Annotated in this window: 11 protein-coding genes; 4 read left to right on the top strand and 7 right to left on the bottom strand. The window is 63.6% G+C overall.

All coding sequences use genetic code 11. The features are described from left to right. Positions 1-94: 94 nt before the first annotated feature. The 5 genes from dbpA to IRZ77_RS21305 all read right to left on the bottom strand — a co-directional run bounded on the left by dbpA (position 95) and on the right by IRZ77_RS21305 (position 7,696). Positions 95-1,432 carry an ATP-dependent RNA helicase DbpA gene (gene dbpA, locus IRZ77_RS21285; protein ID WP_230385724.1) on the bottom strand — a complete coding sequence of 446 codons (1,338 nt, stop codon included), beginning with the start codon at positions 1,430-1,432 and terminating at the stop codon, positions 95-97. Between the two features lie 112 nt (positions 1,433-1,544). Continuing rightward, the gene (gene mdtD / locus IRZ77_RS21290; protein ID WP_153671368.1) at positions 1,545-2,972 is read right to left on the bottom strand and encodes a multidrug transporter subunit MdtD; all 1,428 of its coding nucleotides are present in this window, start codon (positions 2,970-2,972) and stop codon (positions 1,545-1,547) included. A 127-nt stretch (positions 2,973-3,099) separates the two neighbouring features. After that, a complete protein-coding gene (locus tag IRZ77_RS21295; protein WP_196174363.1) occupies positions 3,100-4,419 on the bottom strand; it encodes a TldD/PmbA family protein in 1,320 nt (439 codons plus the stop codon). After that, on the bottom strand, positions 4,419-5,861 hold the full coding sequence (locus IRZ77_RS21300; protein WP_196174365.1) for a TldD/PmbA family protein: 1,443 nt from the start codon (positions 5,859-5,861) through the stop codon (positions 4,419-4,421). Before IRZ77_RS21300 ends, IRZ77_RS21295 begins: the two co-directional genes overlap by 1 nt. A 32-nt stretch (positions 5,862-5,893) precedes the next feature. Then, positions 5,894-7,696: an acyl-CoA dehydrogenase gene (locus IRZ77_RS21305; RefSeq protein WP_108480772.1), complete on the bottom strand. Its 1,803-nt coding sequence runs from the start codon at positions 7,694-7,696 to the stop codon at positions 5,894-5,896. Between the two features lie 370 nt (positions 7,697-8,066). On the opposite strand from IRZ77_RS21305, the gene IRZ77_RS21310 reads away from it, so the two are divergent. Together IRZ77_RS21310 and IRZ77_RS21315 are read left to right on the top strand one after the other, a co-directional pair. Then, positions 8,067-8,630, top strand: a complete 564-nt coding sequence (locus IRZ77_RS21310) for a hypothetical protein (protein ID WP_108480771.1) — start codon at positions 8,067-8,069, stop codon at positions 8,628-8,630. 105 nt (positions 8,631-8,735) lie between these two features. Continuing rightward, positions 8,736-9,236 carry a hypothetical protein gene (locus tag IRZ77_RS21315; protein WP_230386306.1) on the top strand — a complete coding sequence of 167 codons (501 nt, stop codon included), beginning with the start codon at positions 8,736-8,738 and terminating at the stop codon, positions 9,234-9,236. Between the two features lie 269 nt (positions 9,237-9,505). Here IRZ77_RS21315 and putA read toward each other — a convergent pair whose 3' ends face one another. Beyond that, positions 9,506-13,459, bottom strand: coding sequence for a trifunctional transcriptional regulator/proline dehydrogenase/L-glutamate gamma-semialdehyde dehydrogenase (putA, locus tag IRZ77_RS21320; protein WP_046613384.1), 3,954 nt, complete (start codon positions 13,457-13,459; stop codon positions 9,506-9,508). 94 nt (positions 13,460-13,553) lie between these two features. Next, positions 13,554-13,742 carry a hypothetical protein gene (locus IRZ77_RS21325; protein ID WP_196174367.1) on the bottom strand — a complete coding sequence of 63 codons (189 nt, stop codon included), beginning with the start codon at positions 13,740-13,742 and terminating at the stop codon, positions 13,554-13,556. A 74-nt stretch (positions 13,743-13,816) separates the two neighbouring features. Here IRZ77_RS21325 and putP point away from each other — a divergent pair, with 74 nt between their 5' ends. Together putP and IRZ77_RS21335 are read left to right on the top strand one after the other, a co-directional pair. Beyond that, positions 13,817-15,295: a sodium/proline symporter PutP gene (putP, locus tag IRZ77_RS21330; protein ID WP_085599777.1), complete on the top strand. Its 1,479-nt coding sequence runs from the start codon at positions 13,817-13,819 to the stop codon at positions 15,293-15,295. A 185-nt stretch (positions 15,296-15,480) separates the two neighbouring features. After that, positions 15,481-16,317: a 23S rRNA (adenine(2030)-N(6))-methyltransferase RlmJ gene (locus tag IRZ77_RS21335; RefSeq protein WP_085599775.1), complete on the top strand. Its 837-nt coding sequence runs from the start codon at positions 15,481-15,483 to the stop codon at positions 16,315-16,317. Positions 16,318-16,450 lie beyond the last annotated feature (133 nt).

Raw genomic sequence — 16,450 nt, forward strand, 5'->3', positions numbered from 1 at the left:
AGCTCCCACAGGGACTGCACAGGCCTTGAGGGCAGCGTGGTCGGTGTGGGAGCTGGCTTGCCGGCGCTGGGCTGCAGAGCAGCCCCAAAAATCATCAGACGATGCGGACTTTCAGGGAGCGCCCCTTGATCTTGCCGCTGTTCAAGCGCTGCATGGCCTGCTTGGCCAGCGGTCGCTCCACGGCGACGAACGCCTGGAAATCGAAGATCGCAATCTTGCCCACCTGCTTGCCGGGGATGCCTGCATCACCGGTCAGCGCCCCGAGGATGTCACCCGGGCGCAGCTTGTCCTTGCGCCCGGCGGCGATGCACAAGGTGCTCATCAGCGGCAGCAGCGGCTCGCCGCCTTTGTGCTTCAGGCTGTCCAGCTGGTCCCAGCGCAGCGGGCTCTTCTGCAGGTCTTCGATGGCCTGGGCGCGGTGGCCTTCGGCCGGTGCCACCAGGCTGACCGCGATGCCTTTTTCGCCGGCACGACCGGTGCGGCCCACACGGTGCACATGGATTTCCGCGTCCCGCGCCAGTTCGACGTTGATGACCATGTCCAGGCCATCGATGTCCAGGCCGCGTGCGGCCACGTCGGTAGCCACCAGCACCGAGGTGCTGCGGTTGGCGAACATGGTCAGCACCTGGTCGCGGTCGCGCTGCTCCAGGTCGCCATGCAGGGCCTGGGCCACGATGCCCTTGGCGGCCAGGTGGGCGACCACATCCTCGCACTGCTGCTTGGTGAAGCAGAATGCCACGCAGGACTGCGGGCGGTAGTGGCCGAGCACGCGGGTGACGGCCTCGAGGCGTTGTTGCGGGTCGATCTCGATGAAGCGCTGCTCGATCTGGTTGTCGGCGTGAAGGCTCTCGACCTTGACCTGCTGCGGGTTGCGCATGAAATCAGCGGCCAGTTGCTTGATGCCCGCCGGGTAGGTGGCCGAGAACAGCAGAGTCTGGCGGCGCGACGGGGTCTTGCCGATGATGCTGGCGATGGCATCGAAGAAGCCCATGTCGAGCATGCGGTCGGCTTCGTCCAGCACCAGGGTGTTCAGCCCGTCGAGCACCAGGGTGCCCTTGTCCAGGTGCTGCTGGATGCGCCCTGGGGTACCGACGATGATGTGCGCGCCGTGTTCCAGCGAAGCGATCTGCGGGCCCAGCGAAACGCCGCCGCACAGGGTCAGGATCTTGATGTTGTCCTCGGCGCGGGCCAGGCGGCGCAGCTCCTTGGCCACCTGGTCGGCGAGTTCGCGGGTGGGGCACAACACCAGCGCCTGGCAGCCGAAGTAGCGCGGGTTGATCGGGTTGAGCAGGCCGATGCCGAAGGCGGCGGTCTTGCCGCTGCCGGTCTTGGCCTGGGCGATCAGGTCCTGGCCCTTGAGAATGACCGGCAGGCTCTGGGCCTGGATTGATGTCATCGAGGCATAGCCGAGGGCGTCCAGGTTGGCCAGCATGGCAGTGGACAGCGGCAAGGTGGCAAAGGCGGTGGGTTCGGTGGTCACGAGGCGGGCCTGCGGTGCGAAGCGAAAAATGCCGCACAGTCTACCAGCCTCGTGGCCATTCGCCCTACGACTCCATGTGTTGTTCCGGACGACGGGCACGCCTTCCGTCCGTCGGCGACAGCTGCAGGAAGATCGCTGCCGCCAGCATGGCCATCACGCCGATGGTGACGAATGTCAGCTGGAACGCGCCCAAGGTGGTTTCCACACCCTCGGCGCTGCCCGCCGCGGTGAAGCCGCCTAGCAAGGCACCCGCACATGCCACGCCGAGGCTCAGGGCCAACTGCGCGACCACCGACAGCAGGCTGTTGCCGCTGCTGGCACTGGCGTCGTCGAGGTCGATGAGCGTAACGGTGTTCATCGCGGTGAATTGCATGGAGTTCACTGCACCCAGAAGACCGAGTTGCACCAGCAACAGCCAATAGGGTGTCTGTTCGTCCACCAGCCCCAGGCTGGCCAGCAGCAGGCCCAGCAGCAGGGTGTTGCCGGTGAGGATGATGCGGTAGCCGAAACGTTCGATCAGTGGCCGGGCAATGGACTTGGCCAGCATCGCCGCCGCCGCCAGCGGGATCATGCTCATGCCAGCCTGGGCCGGCGAGTAGCCCAGCGCCACCTGCAGCAGCAACGGCACCAGGAACGGCAGGGCGCCGCTGCCCAGACGGGCGAACAGGTTGCCGAGGATGCCGATGGCGAAGGTGCGCACGCGGAACAGGCTGGGCGAGAACAGCGGCTCCGGGTCGCGCCCGGCGCGCAGCCAGTAGGCCGCCAGGCAGGCCATGCCGGCGAACAGCAGCAACATCACCCGCAGGTGCGGCAGGTGCAGTTCGCCCAGGCCTTCCATGGCGATGGTGATCAATACCATCGCTGCGCCAAACAGCAGGAACCCGGGGCCGTCGAACGTGGTGCGCTCGGCGCCGTGCAGGTCGGGGATGAACTTCCACACGGCGTAGCAGCCGATCAGGCCGACCGGCAGGTTGAGCAGGAAGATCCAGTGCCAGCTCAGTATTTCCACCAACCAGCCGCCAACCGTAGGGCCCAGTAGCGGCCCGAGCAGGCCGGGGATGGTGATGAAGCTCATTATGCGCACCAGCTCGGTGCGCGGGTAGGCACGCAGGACCACCAGCCGCCCGACCGGCAGCATCAGCGCACCGCCCAGCCCTTGCACGACACGGGCAAAGATCAGGAAACCGAGGCTGTTGGCGGCGGCGCACAGCAGCGAGCCGAAGCTGAACAGCAGAATGGCGCTGAAGAAGATGCGCTTGGTGCCGAAGCGGTCGGCGATCCAGCCTGAGGCGGGGATCAGCAGGGCCACGGTGAGCATGTAGGCGATGATCACGCCCTGCATGCGCAGCGGGTCTTCGGCCAGCGAGCGGGCCATGGCCGGTAGCGCGGTGTTGAGGATGGTGCCGTCCAGGGACTGCATGAAGAAGGCGATGGCCACCACCCAAGGGATCCAGCGGGCGGTGACAGGGTCCAGCGGGGTGCGTTCGGGCATGACTTCCTCGTTTGTCAGTGCCGGCCTCTTCGCGGGTGAACCCGCTCCCACAGGGATATCACCACATTCAAGGGCAGTGGAGATCCTGTGGGAGCGGCTTTAGCCGCGAAAGGGCCGGTAAGTCTAGTCACAATGTCAGGGTCAGGCCTTTGACCAGTGCCCCCGGCAAATGACTCGACCCGGTACTGCGCTGTCCATAGGTACTGGTCGACAGGATCATCTCGCGCTCGCGTGTCAGGTCTTCCAGCTGGCTGCCGAGCAAGCTGTACAGGCTGTCATCGAAGCGCATGGTGCTCACCGGGCCCTGGATCTGCCCGTTCTCCACCCAGAAGGTGGCGAAGCGGGTCAGCCCGGTCATGCGTGCCGCCGGCAAGTCGGAATAGTTCAGGTACCACAGGTTGCTGATGTACAGCCCGGTACCGAGCCGCTCCAGAATCTGCTCGTTCGGCAGGCTACCTGCTGCCAGGCTCAACGCACACGGCGACTCGTAACTATCGGCGCCATTGGCCAGCAGCTCGAACTCGGCCGCACTGCGCGCGCTGATCAATCGTTGCACGGCCTCACCTTGCTGGATCAACGGCACATCCAGGCGCGGTGAGCCTTCATCGGAAAACGCCGGGCTCAACGAGCCGCTGACCTGCTCGGTGAAACTTACCAGCGGGCTCAGCCGCGCATCGCCGTTGTACAGGCGCTGCAGGGCGCTGTTGCCAGTGGCCAGGGCCTGTGCGGAAAAACCGCCCCAGCACAGCATGCCGGCTATTTCGTCCATGGCCGCCGGGGCCAGGTAGGCGCGGTAGCTGCCAGGTTTCAACGTGACGGCCGGGCGGCCAAGGAAACCCAGCTGCTCCCGCGCCTGGCGCAGGCGTGCGGTGAAGTCGTCAGCGTTCCAGGCCTGCCCGGCGTAGTTGGCCTTCACCGCCTCGCCGTTCTGGTGGAACAGGCTCCAGTCAAAGTTGAAGCTGTTGGCCTGATGCCAGCCGAAGGCCCCGAACGAGCTGGCGAAGCCTCGGCAGATGGGGCCGGCGGCGTAGATGCCGACAAGGTCCAGGTCGCCGGCTTCACGCTCGAGCAGGGTCAGCACGTCGCTCAGTTCGGGCAGCGCCTGCTCCTGCTGGCTGTGGCTGTTCCAGGTATTTTCGTCCAGGCGCAGATAGGGGTCGACAGCCAGCAGCGGCAAGGTCTGGCGCAGTTGCGCCAGGGCAGCGATCAGGCGCTGGCTATCCAGTTGCGTGTCACCGCTCAAGGTCACCTGTTGCTCTGCCTGTCGGCCATCGTGGATCAGCTTCAGTTGCGCGCTGGCCTGGGTCACCTCGCCGGCCTGGCGTACCTTGGCATGGTTGAAGCGCACGAATTGCGACTGTTCGGCGCTGTAGCCGAGGGTGAATTGTTCGCCCGTCTGCAGGGCTTTGCGCACATCCCCGACCAGGGTTTCGAAAGCGTGCTTCATCAGGCGTCTCCTCCGAATACGTCGATCTGGCGGAACACGCAGGCCGGCGAGGCGTGGCCGACCCGCACCACCTGGTTGGGTTCGCCCTTGCCGCAGTTGGGCGTGCCCAGCACCTGGAAGGTACTGCTGTCGCCGACCGCCGCCAGGTTGCGCCAGAACTGCGCGGAGATGCCGCGGTAGTTGGGGTTCTTGACGATGCCCTTGAGCTCGCCGTTTTCGATCAACTGCCCCCATTCACAGCCGAACTGGAACTTGTTGCGTGCATCGTCGATGGACCAGGAGCGGTTGGTACGCATCAGGATGCCGTGTTCGATGCCCTTCACCAGCTGATCCAGGCTCTGGTCGCCCGGCTCGATGTTGAGGTTGGCCATGCGGTCGATCGGCGCACGGTTCCAGCCGCAGGCGCGGCTGTTGGCCACGCCATCCAGGCCGGAGCGGAACTGCGACAGCGCGCCACCCAGCGGGCGTAGCAGCAGGCCGTTTCGGATCAGGAACTGCTTGCTGGCCGGGGTGCCGTCGTCGTCATGGCTGTAGCTGGCCAGCTCTTCGCCGATGGTCGGGTCGAAGGTCACGTTCAGCAGGCTGGAGCCGTATTGGAGGTGGCCGAAGTCGCTGGCTTTGACGAAGCTGGTGCCGGCGTAGTTGCGCTCGTCGCCGAGGATGCGGTCCATCTCCAACGGGTGGCCGATGGATTCGTGGATCTGCAGCATCATCTGGTCCGGCATCAACAGCAGGTCGCGCGGACCGCTGGGGGTGTTCGGTGCCAGCAGCAGCTGTAGCGCTTCGTCGGCCACCCGGCGGGCCGCGCCGAGCAGGCCGCAGCGCTCGATGATCTCGAAGCCGCCCTGCTGGCCGAAGTTGTCGCGGCCCAGGCTGCGGCTCTGGCTATCCTGGCCGTCGCTGGCGGTCACGCCCAGGCCTGGGAACAGGAAGCGCTGGGCGTGGCGCAACTCGGCGCCGGCCGAGTTCAGGTAGGTCTGCTCGACCAGGCTGAGGCCCAGGCTGGCCTGCCAGTCCACCAGGCGGCTGTCCTTGGGCACGCTGGCCGATTCGGCAGCGAGCAGGCCGAGGCAGTCGGCGAGGTTGGGCACGGGCTGGTCGAAGTTGGGCGAAATGTGGTCGTGGCGTGCGCTGGTCACCGGTTGCTCGCGCAGGTCCAGCAGGTTGTACCGAAGGATTTGCCGGGCCAGCGCCTCGGCCTGCTCCAGCGCACGCTGCAGGCCTGCCTGGGACAGGTCGGCGGTGGCCGCATAGGCTTCCACGCCATTCACCCGCACGGTGAGCATGGCGCCCTCGTCCTGGCTGAAGAAGGGTGGTTCCGCGACGTTGCGGCGAACCGACAGCGCCTGGTGCGACTGTTTCACATGGCGCAGGGAAAACAACTCGGCCGTACTGCGCAGCGCGGCAAAGCGCTGGCGCAGCAGGGCGCTGGCATCGAACATGTGGAAGCCTCCGTGTACACGGTGGCTCCCCCTTAGAACCACTCGTCCTGCATGGTGAGGCAAGTGTCGTCGCGCGCCTCGAGCAATGCCAGCTCATTATGGCAGCCAGGTACTTCCCAAGTCAGGAAATAACGCGCGGCCTGTAGCTTGCCGAGGTAGAAGTCACGGTCGGCGGGGTTGCCCTTGAGCAGGCCGAGTTCGGCATGAATCGCCTGTTCCAGCCAGCGCCAGCCGATCACGCAGTGGCCGAAGGCCTTGAGGTACAGGGCCGAGTTGGCGAGGGCGCCGGCGACTTTGCCCTGTGCCAGGTCACCCAGCAAGGCCAGGGTCACACTTTGCAGGCGGTTGACCAGTTGCTCCAGCGGCTGGCGCAGCGGGTCGAGGTTCGGGTGGTGGCTGGCGCGCTCGCCGGTCGCGGCGATCGACCGGATCAACTGCTTGAGGCCGGCGCCATTGTTCTGCGCCAGCTTGCGGCCCAGCAGGTCGAGCGACTGGATGCCCTCGGTGCCTTCATGGATCGGGTTCAGGCGGTTGTCGCGGTAATACTGTTCGACCGGGTATTCGCGGGTGTAGCCGTGGCCGCCGAGGATCTGGATCGCCAGTTCATTGGCCTTGAGGCAGAACGTCGAGGGCCAGGATTTGACGATCGGGGTCAGCAGGTCGAGCAGCTCCTGCGCCTGCTTACGGGCGCTGTCGTCGCTGGCAGTCTGGGTGTCGTCGAACAGGCGTGCGGCATACAGGCCCAGGTCGAAAGCGCCCTCCACGTAGGCCTTCTGTGCCAGCAGCATGCGTTTCACATCGCTGTGCTCGATGATCGGCACCGCCGGGCTGTGCGGGTCTTTGTTGTCCGGCAACCGACCCTGCGGGCGTTGGCGGGCGTACTCCAGCGAATACAGGTAGCCGGCGTAACCGAGCATCACTGCGCCCATGCCGACACCGATGCGTGCCTCGTTCATCATCTGGAACATGCAGGCCAGGCCCTGGTGCGGCTGGCCGACCAGGTAGCCGACGCACCGGCCGTTGTCGCCGAAGTTCAGCGCGGTGGAGGTGGTACCGCGCCAGCCCATCTTGTGAAAGAGCCCGGCCAGCAGCACATCGTTGCGCGGGCCACGGCTGCCATTTTCGCTGACCAGGTACTTGGGCACGATGAACAGCGAGATGCCCTTCACGCCGGGCGGCGCATCCGGCAGCTTGGCCAGCACCATGTGCACGATGTTTTCCGACAACTCGTGATCGCCGCCGGAAATGAAAATCTTGTTGCCCTTGAGCCGGTAGCTGCCGTCACCGGCAGGTTCGGCGCGGGTGCGGATATCGGCCAGTGACGAGCCAGCGTGGGGTTCGGTCAGGGCCATGGTGCCGAAGTAGCGGCCTTCGATCATCGGCTGCAGATACAGGCGTTTCTGTTCATCGCTGCCGAAGCTCTCGATCAGGTTGGCCGCGCCCATGGTCAGGAACGGGTAGGCCGTGGTGCCGGCGTTGGCCGCCTGAAAATGGGCGAAGCAGGCCTGCGAAACCAGGCTTGGCAGCTGCATGCCGCCGACTTCGAAGTCGCGGTTGGCGTTGAGGAAGCCGGCTTCGAGAAAAGCGTCGACGGCGGGTTTCACTTCGGGGATCAGTTCGGCGCGGCCGTCCACGTAGCGCGGCTCGTTTTCGTCGGCCTTGCGGTTGTGCGGGGCGAAGAACTTCTCGGCAATGGTACGGGCAGTTGATAGCGCCGCATCGAAGGTTTCGCGGCTGTGGTCGGCGAAGCGTGGGCGTTGGGCGAGGGCCTCGGCGTCGAGGACTTCGTAGAGCTCGAAGGCGAGGTTGCGGGGGCTGAGCAGGGTCTCGGGCATGGTCGCGGTCCTGAGGCGGGATGCTGCGAGTCTAGGCGGATAGAGTTAGGTGGGGGAGGTTAATAGGTTTGGGTGATATGGGTTGAGAACGCCGGGATGCTGGTGGTTGGTCGCACAGCTCACGCGGAGGGGCAGTTGTTGTTTTGCCTGTTCGGGCCCTTTCGCGGGTAAACCCGCTCCCACAAGTACTGCGCAGCTCCAGCCATCAACGTTGCACCTGTAGGGGCGGTTTTACCCGTGAAAAAGGCCGGAACAGGCGCAGGAAAATGTAGAGACGTTTCCCACAAGTCAGAGCGGAACTGGACTACTGCGGATCGAATGCCATTTGGCCTTGAATGTGCGCTTGGGTATTCGTAATGAGGCTTTTCTGATGAGTGATGTCCACAAAAACGACTTGACTGGTTCCGAAGACAAGCAACTTCCCTTCTTCGTAGTTTCGCCCGTGAAGTTTGGCGTAATGACCTTCTTCACCCTGGGTTTTTACTGGCTGTATTGCTTTTATCAGAGCTGGAAGCTGCATGGAGCGAGAACAGGAGAAAAGGTCAGCCCATTCTGGCGAAGCGCTTTTGCAGTGTTCTTCATCTACCCATTATTGAGAAGGGTGAATGATCATATTCGCGAGTCAGGCAGAACCTACCCTTGGTCCATTATGGGGCTCACGCTGGGCTATTACGGTATGTGTGCTGCCTCGGTGGCTGCCAGTGTGATTCTGGATGATCAGTCGTGGGCGGCTTATTTTGCGGGCGTAGTCATTCAAGCAGCTTGGTTGTTCATCCTGATGCCCATGCAGAAAGGCGTCAATTTCAGCTCGTGGGATGAGGCGGGGGTGGCCAACAGCCGGTTCACGCTGTCCAATTGGTTGTGGATGCTGCTGGTTGCCGCAATTACAGCAGCGCAGCTGTTTGCTTTGATCATACTATCTCCCATGGTTTGAGCAGCGTCGCCGCAGAATTTACCGTGGCCGCTTTGCGGCCCTTTCGCGGCGCAAGGCCGCTTCTAAAAAGCGCGGTATACCGGCGCGGTTCGGAGAGGGAGCATATTGAAGAACTCGAATTTGAGCTGGCATGCGATCGCTTTTCTGTTTTGGGGAGGCATGGACGCGTTCTATATCTGCTTTCATGTCTTGCGCAGTATGGAGCGAGGTGCCATACCTTTCTGGACGGATTTCGAGGACGCATTGAGCAACATGCAGATCTGGGGAGGAGGGCTGGAGCTAGTCGTCTGGCTAGGCCTGGTTCTGCAGCTTTCGTTGATAGCGACCTGCGCGTTGTTTTTTATGCGTTGCCGGTTGGCTGTCTACTTGGCGATGGTGCAGATCCCCTTTCGAATCTTTTTTATCGTTCCTTCGATATCCACAATCCTGTTGTTGCCGATGCTGGCTTCCAGTATCAGTAACTGGGTGTGGACTGGGCTGATGCTGACTTCGGAGGCTGCGAAAGGCTGGTGCCTATTGTGGCTCTGGCGAAAGCGCGGGCATCGGTGCAGGGCCTTGGCTCTCTTTCCTGATTTCGAACGATTGCCGCAACACCGCAAAAAATGAACCCTGCCTGCAGACAACCCAATGCTGGGGCAGATGCCCTCTACAAGGCTTCATTGATATATCGCCTGAACGGGCCCTTTCGCGGGTGAACCCGCTCCCACAGGACCGTTACATTCTTCAAGATTTGCACAGTAAATGAGGGCGCGGGCTTGCCCCGCGAAGCGCCGCGCGGGCGGCGCTCGATCGCACAGGCGCAGATTATTTTGTGGCGAACACGCCCATAAAAAAGGAGAGCCGAAGCTCTCCCTTTTCTTCAACAACCCTCAGCCTCAGCCAATGGTCATCAAGCTGGCATTACCACCGGCAGCAGCAGTGTTCACACTTACCGCCCGCTCGATCACCAGGCGCTCCAGCGCAATCTGGTGGTCGCCGCTGGACAGCCCGTGCACGCCCACGATCGCCCCGGCACGCTTGGCCACCTGCTGGCACACGCCGCGCAGCTGATCCGAGTCGCCATGGTGGATCACGGCGTCGAATGCCACTTCATCCTTGTTCCAGTCCGCCACCAGCTTGACCTTGGCCTGCAGCTCTCGCGGCAGGCGGGCGCGCAGTGCCTTGCCCGGCTCGCTGTCGGCCCATAGCGCCGAGCTGCCAACGGCCAGCACTGCGGCAAATTGCGCCAACAGGTCGGCTTCGTTGTCGGCCAGGCACAGCACGTGCTCGCGTGGCAGGATGGTGTAGCTGTTACGCTCGCCGGTCGGGCCTGGCAGCAAGCGGGCTATGCCGCTCTGCGACTGGCTTGCGAACTGGCTGCAAAGCGCGGCCAGGTCGGCCAGTTGATTGCTCTCGGCCCAGGCCTTCAGCCCGTGCAGCGGCTTGATCAGCTGTTCGTGCAGGGCGCGGTCAGGCTTGCCTTCGCCGTCCTGCTGCTGGAAGTGGCGACCAATCGCGTCAGCCGGGCGGGTCGACAGCAGGCGGTACAGGTACAGCGGGCCGCCGGCTTTCGGGCCGGTGCCGGACAGGCCTTCACCACCGAACGGCTGCACGCCCACCACTGCACCGACGATGTTGCGGTTGACGTACATGTTGCCGGCGTTGGCGGTTTCCACCACCTTGGCGATGGTCTCGTCGATGCGGGTGTGCACGCCGAGGGTCAGGCCGTAGCCGGAGTTGTTGATCTGCTCGATCAACTGATCCAGGTTGCGACGGTTGTAGCGCACCACGTGCAGCACCGGGCCGAAGATTTCACGCTTGAGCTCGTCGAAGCTTTCCAGTTCGATCAAGGTCGGCATGACGAAGGTGCCGCGCTTGAGCTCGGCAGCATCGGCAATGGCCACCTGGTAGACCGAGCGACCTTTCTCGCGCATGCCCTGGATGTGCTTCTCGATGCCGGCCTTGGCTTCGGCGTCGATCACAGGGCCAATGTCCACGGCGAGGCGGTCCGGGCAGCCCAGGCGGCTTTCGGCCATGGCGCCCTTGAGCATTTCGATCACGCGGTCGGCGGAGTCTTCCTGCAGGCACAGCACGCGCAATGCCGAGCAACGCTGGCCGGCGCTGTCGAAGGCCGAGGACACCACATCGATCACCACCTGCTCGGTCAGTGCCGAGGAGTCGACGATCATCGCGTTCTGGCCACCGGTTTCGGCGATCAGCGGGATCGGGCGACCCTGGTTGTCCAGGCGGCCGGCTACGTTGCGCTGCAGCAGGCGGGCCACTTCGGTGGAGCCGGTGAACATCACGCCCTTGACGCGCTCGTCACCTACCAGGCCGGCACCGACGGTTTCACCGCGGCCTGGCAGCAGTTGCAGCACGCCTTCAGGGATGCCGGCTTCCAGCAGCAGGCGCACGGCCTGGGCGGCGATCAGCGGGGTTTGCTCGGCCGGCTTGGCCAGTACCGGGTTGCCGGCGGCGAGCGCTGCGGCTACCTGGCCGGTGAAGATCGCCAGCGGGAAGTTCCACGGGCTGATGCACACCACAGGGCCCAGCGGGCGGTGGGCGTCGTTGCTGAAGTCATTGCGTGCCTGCACCGCGTAGTAGCGCAGGAAATCCACGGCTTCACGCACTTCGGCGATGGCGTTGGCGAAGGTCTTGCCGGCTTCGCGGATGAGCAGGCCCATCAGCGGCTGGATTTCGGCCTCCATCAGGTCAGCAGTGCGCTCCAGAATGGCAGCACGCTCGGCTGGCGGGGTGGCCTGCCAAATCGGTGCGGCATTCAGTGCGCACTGGATGGCGTTGTCGACGTCGGCGACAGTGGCTTCCTGAACATGGCCGACCACGTCGCGGTGGTCCGCCGGGTTCAGCACCGGTGCGGCTGTGCCTTCGCTGGCAGCGCAAGCCAGCAGCGGTGTGGCTTTCCAGTCGTTGTGGGCGGTCGCCAGCATGGCGCAGGACAGCGACGCCAGGCGGTGTTCGTTGGCCATGTCGATGCCGGCCGAGTTGGCCCGCTCGCTGCCATACAGTTCACGAGGCAGCGGGATGCGCGGGTGCGGCAGGCCGATGCTGCCTTCCTGGGTGCCCATGCGCTCGATACTGGCGACCGGGTCGGCGACCAGTTCCTGGATGGAGATCGAGTGGTCGGCGATGCGGTTGACGAAGGAGGTGTTGGCGCCGTTTTCCAGCAGGCGACGCACCAGATAGGCCAGCAGCGTTTCGTGGGTACCGACCGGTGCGTAGACGCGGCACGGACGGTTCAGCTTGCCTTCGGAAATCTTGCCGACCACCTGCTCGTACAGCGGCTCGCCCATGCCGTGCAAGCACTGGAACTCGTACTGGCCCGGGTAATAGTTCTGGCCGGCAATGTGGTAGATGGCCGACAGGGTGTGGGCGTTGTGAGTGGCAAACTGCGGATAGATGGCCTCTGGCACGGCCAGCAGCTTGCGGGCGCAGGCGACATAGGACACGTCGGTGTAAACCTTGCGGGTGTAGACCGGGTAACCTTCCAGGCCTTCAACCTGGGCGCGCTTGATTTCGCTGTCCCAGTAGGCGCCTTTCACCAGGCGGATCATCAGACGGTGGCGGCTGCGCTTGGCCAGGTCGATGACATAGTCGATCACATACGGGCAGCGCTTCTGGTAGGCCTGGATAACGAAGCCGATGCCATTCCAGCCGGCCAGCGAAGGCTCGAAGCACAGGCGCTCGAGCAGGTCGAGCGACAGCTCCAGGCGGTCGGCTTCTTCGGCGTCGATGTTCAGGCCGATGTCGTACTGCTTGGCCAGCAGGGTCAGCGACAGCAGGCGCGGGTACAGCTCTTCCATCACGCGCTCGTACTGGGCGCGGCTGTAGCGCGGGTGCAACGCCGACAGCTTGATCGAGATGCCCGGGCCTTCATAGATGCCGCGGCCATGGGAGGCCTTGCCGATCGAGTGGATGGCCTGCTCGTAGGACGCCAGGTACTTCTGTGCGTCGTGCTCGGTCAGTGCGGCTTCGCCGAGCATGTCGTAGGAATAGCGGAAGCCCTTGGACTCGAAGCGGCTGGCGTTGGCCAAGGCTTCAGCGATGGTTTCGCCGGTGACGAACTGCTCGCCCATCAGGCGCATGGCCATGTCGACGCCTTTGCGGATCATCGGCTCGCCGCTCTTGCCGATGATGCGGGTGAGGGAGGAGGTGAGGCCGGATTCGTTGTGGGTGGACACCAGCTTGCCGGTCAGCAGCAGGCCCCAGGTGGCGGCGTTGACGAACAGCGACGGGCTGTTGCCCAGGTGTGGTTGCCAGTTGCCGGTGCTGATCTTGTCGCGGATCAGTGCGTCACGGGTGCCCTTGTCGGGAATGCGCAGCAAGGCTTCGGCCAGGCACATCAACGCCACGCCTTCCTGGGACGACAGCGAAAATTCCTGCAGCAGGCCCTGGACGATGCCGGCACGACCGCCAGCGCTCTTCTGGTTACGCAGTTTCTCGGCGATGCCGGCGGCCATCTTGTTGGTCGCTTCGGCCAGCGGGGCGCTCAGGCGCGCCTGCTCCAGCAGCATCGGTACCACTTCCTGTTCGGGGCGGCGGTAGGCGGCGGTGATCGCCGAGCGCAGTACCGACTGCGGCAGGATGCTCTCGGCGAACTCGAGGAAGCACTGGTGGCCGTGGTCGGGTTGGATCTCGCCGGCGTCGTCGGCCACGTTGCTGGCATGGCCGTTGAGTTCGGTAAGGGTGGCACCACCCTCGAGCTTCTCCAGGTAGTTGAAGATCGCTTGTTTGATCAACCAGTGCGGGGTGCGGTCAATCGACTGCGCAGCTGCCTTGAGTCGCTCACGGGTCGGGTCATCGAGTTTGACCCCAAGGGTGGTCGTCGCCATTTCTTATCCTCGTTATTGCCACGGTTGTGGCCTAAGCTGACGCCAAGAGTAGCTGTAGGACAATTCGGGTGCAACCAGGTGCAACCCGAATTTTTCACGGAAAAGGTGCAACTCGTCCGGCAACCATTTCCACAGCCTTGAAAGGGTCCTCTTCGGTGCGTTTTATTCTTGAAAGTGGGCTTTTTGCTCCAAAAAGGAGCAAAAAATCAGATTTGTCGGAATTTGCACGAAGAGGTGCAACTTGCAAATGAAAAATGGTTGCACCCACTTTGCGTTGTTGCATACGATTCGCGGCCTGGGTGCAACCGCCATGGCTGCGGTTGTGCATGACATAAAAACAAACGCCAGGGCACACGCATGGGCAATCCTCTAACGATCACTTTCGTGGTCTATATCGCCGCAATGGTGCTGATCGGCTTCGCCGCCTATCGCTCCACCAATAACCTTTCCGACTACATCCTCGGCGGCCGCAGCCTGGGTAGCGTGGTCACCGCGCTTTCCGCTGGTGCTTCCGACATGAGTGGCTGGCTGCTGATGGGCCTGCCAGGCGCCATCTACTTCTCCGGCTTGTCCGAAGCCTGGATTGCCATCGGCCTGACTGTCGGCGCCTACCTGAACTGGTTGTTCGTTGCTGGTCGTCTGCGCGTGCAGACCGAGCACAACGGCGATGCGCTGACCCTGCCGGACTACTTCTCCAGCCGCTTCGAAGACAACAGCGGCCTGCTGCGGATCATCTCGGCCATCGTGATCCTGGTGTTCTTCACCATCTACTGCGCCTCCGGCATCGTTGCCGGTGCTCGTCTGTTCGAGAGCACCTTCGGCATGTCGTACGAAACGGCCCTGTGGGCCGGTGCTGCTGCGACCATCGCCTACACCTTCATCGGTGGTTTCCTGGCGGTGAGCTGGACCGATACCGTGCAGGCTTCGCTGATGATCTTTGCGCTGATCCTCACTCCGGTGATCGTGCTGATCTCCACTGGCGGCTTCGATACCACCTTCGCTGCCATCGATGCGGTCAACCCGGCCCACTTCGACATGTTCAAGGGCGCCACCTTCATCGGCATCATCTCGCTGATGGGCTGGGGGCTGGGCTACTTCGGTCAGCCGCACATCCTGGCGCGTTTCATGGCTGCCGACTCGGTGAAGTCGATCGCCAACGCTCGTCGTATCTCCATGACCTGGATGATCCTTTGCCTGGTCGGTACCTGCGCCGTGGGCTTCTTCGGTATCGCCTACTTCTCGGCGCATCCTGACCTGGCAGGCCCGGTCAGCGAGAACCACGAGCGGGTGTTCATCGAGCTGGCCAAGATCCTGTTCAACCCATGGGTTGCCGGTGTGCTGCTTTCGGCCATCCTGGCGGCGGTAATGAGTACCCTGAGCTGCCAGCTGCTGGTGTGCTCCAGCGCCCTGACCGAAGACTTCTACAAGGCGTTCCTGCGCAAGAGCGCTTCGCAGGTCGAGCTGGTGTGGGTCGGCCGCCTGATGGTGCTGGCCGTCGCCCTGATCGCCATCGCCATGGCCTCCAACCCGGAAAACCGCGTGCTGGGCCTGGTAGCTTACGCCTGGGCCGGCTTCGGTGCTGCTTTCGGTCCGGTGGTGCTGATTTCGGTACTGTGGAAAGGCATGACCCGTAACGGCGCACTGGCCGGTATCGTGGTTGGCGCACTGACCGTGATCCTGTGGAAGAACTTCGACACCCTTGGGTTGTACGAAATCATCCCGGGCTTCCTGTTCGCCAGCATCGCCATCATCGTGGTGAGCAAGCTGGGCAGCCCGTCGCAGGCAATGGTCAAGCGCTTCGAGACTGCTGATGCGGCGTATCACGCTGACAAGTAATACCCGTTGAGTCGGCGGCGCCTGCTTCGCGGGTGAACCCGCTCCCACAGGGATTGCACAGAACTCAAGTTCTGTGAGGTACCTGTGGGAGCGGGTTTACCCGCGAAGAGGTCACCGCCGATTAGCAGCCAGGCCTGACTCCGCCTGCAAGGCAAGGTAAACTTGCCACCCCCGCAGGAGTTGCCATGAACTATCGTCACGCCTTCCACGCCGGCAACCACGCCGACGTCCTCAAACATATCGTGCTGACCCGCCTCATCGCCCTGATGTCGCGCAAGGAGCAGCCGTTCGCCTACATCGATACCCATGCAGGGCTCGGCCTTTACGACCTGCAGGGCGACCAGGCAACCCGCACCGGCGAGTACCTGGAAGGTGTCGCCCGCCTGTGGAATCGCGATGACCTGCCGGCCATGGCTGGCGACTATCTGCGCATCATCAAGCGCCTGAATGCCGATGGCGAGCTGCGCTACTACCCCGGTTCGCCCGAGCTGGCCCGCCGCCTGATGCGCCAGCAGGACCGTGCCCTGCTCAACGAGAAGCATCCCGAAGACGGGCCGCTTCTCAAGGAAAACATGAAGAAAGACCCGCGCGTGGTCGTGCACCTGGGCGAAGGCTGGCACGTGCCGCGGGCCTTGCTGCCGGTGCAGGAGAAGCGCGCGATCATGCTGATCGACCCACCGTTCGAACAGGCTGACGAACTCAAGCGCTGCACTACCGCCATGAAAGAGGCGATCGGCCGCATGCGCCAGACCGTCGCGGCCATCTGGTACCCGATCAAGGACCAGCGCTCGCTGGCCCGCTTCTACCAGGACCTGACCAGCACCGGCGCACCGAAACTGCTGCGGGTCGAGTTGTATGTGCACCACCAGGACAGCCCGCAGGGGCTCAACGGCTCAGGTCTGGCCATCGCCAATCCGCCCTGGGGGCTGGAAGAAGAGCTCAATGAGCTGCTGCCATGGCTGGCCAAAGAGCTGGCGCAAACCGCCGGCAGCTTCCGCATGGACTGGCTGATCGCTGAATAATATTGCTTGCCTGTACCGGCCCCATCGCCGGCAAGCCAGCTCCCACAGGTACAGCGCGGGCCTCAAGGTCGGCGGTGTACCTGTGGGAGCTGGCTTGCCGGCGATGAGGCCAGTACAGGTTGCCGCGTTGCGC

This window comes from Pseudomonas pudica (genome assembly GCF_015680405.1).
Taxonomy (GTDB): domain Bacteria; phylum Pseudomonadota; class Gammaproteobacteria; order Pseudomonadales; family Pseudomonadaceae; genus Aquipseudomonas; species Aquipseudomonas pudica.

What these genes read in the sequence shown, in the direction of transcription:
- dbpA (WP_230385724.1), bottom strand. Translation starts at nt 1,432, where the DNA reads ATGCTGGCCAACCTGGACGCCCTCGGCTATGCCTCGATGACATCAATC.
- mdtD (WP_153671368.1), bottom strand. Translation starts at nt 2,972, where the DNA reads ATGCCCGAACGCACCCCGCTGGACCCTGTCACCGCCCGCTGGATCCCT.
- IRZ77_RS21295 (WP_196174363.1), bottom strand. Translation starts at nt 4,419, where the DNA reads ATGAAGCACGCTTTCGAAACCCTGGTCGGGGATGTGCGCAAAGCCCTG.
- IRZ77_RS21300 (WP_196174365.1), bottom strand. Translation starts at nt 5,861, where the DNA reads ATGTTCGATGCCAGCGCCCTGCTGCGCCAGCGCTTTGCCGCGCTGCGC.
- IRZ77_RS21305 (WP_108480772.1), bottom strand. Translation starts at nt 7,696, where the DNA reads ATGCCCGAGACCCTGCTCAGCCCCCGCAACCTCGCCTTCGAGCTCTAC.
- IRZ77_RS21310 (WP_108480771.1), top strand. Translation starts at nt 8,067, where the DNA reads ATGAGTGATGTCCACAAAAACGACTTGACTGGTTCCGAAGACAAGCAA.
- putA (WP_046613384.1), bottom strand. Translation starts at nt 13,459, where the DNA reads ATGGCGACGACCACCCTTGGGGTCAAACTCGATGACCCGACCCGTGAG.
- IRZ77_RS21325 (WP_196174367.1), bottom strand. Translation starts at nt 13,742, where the DNA reads ATGCAACAACGCAAAGTGGGTGCAACCATTTTTCATTTGCAAGTTGCA.
- putP (WP_085599777.1), top strand. Translation starts at nt 13,817, where the DNA reads ATGGGCAATCCTCTAACGATCACTTTCGTGGTCTATATCGCCGCAATG.
- IRZ77_RS21335 (WP_085599775.1), top strand. Translation starts at nt 15,481, where the DNA reads ATGAACTATCGTCACGCCTTCCACGCCGGCAACCACGCCGACGTCCTC.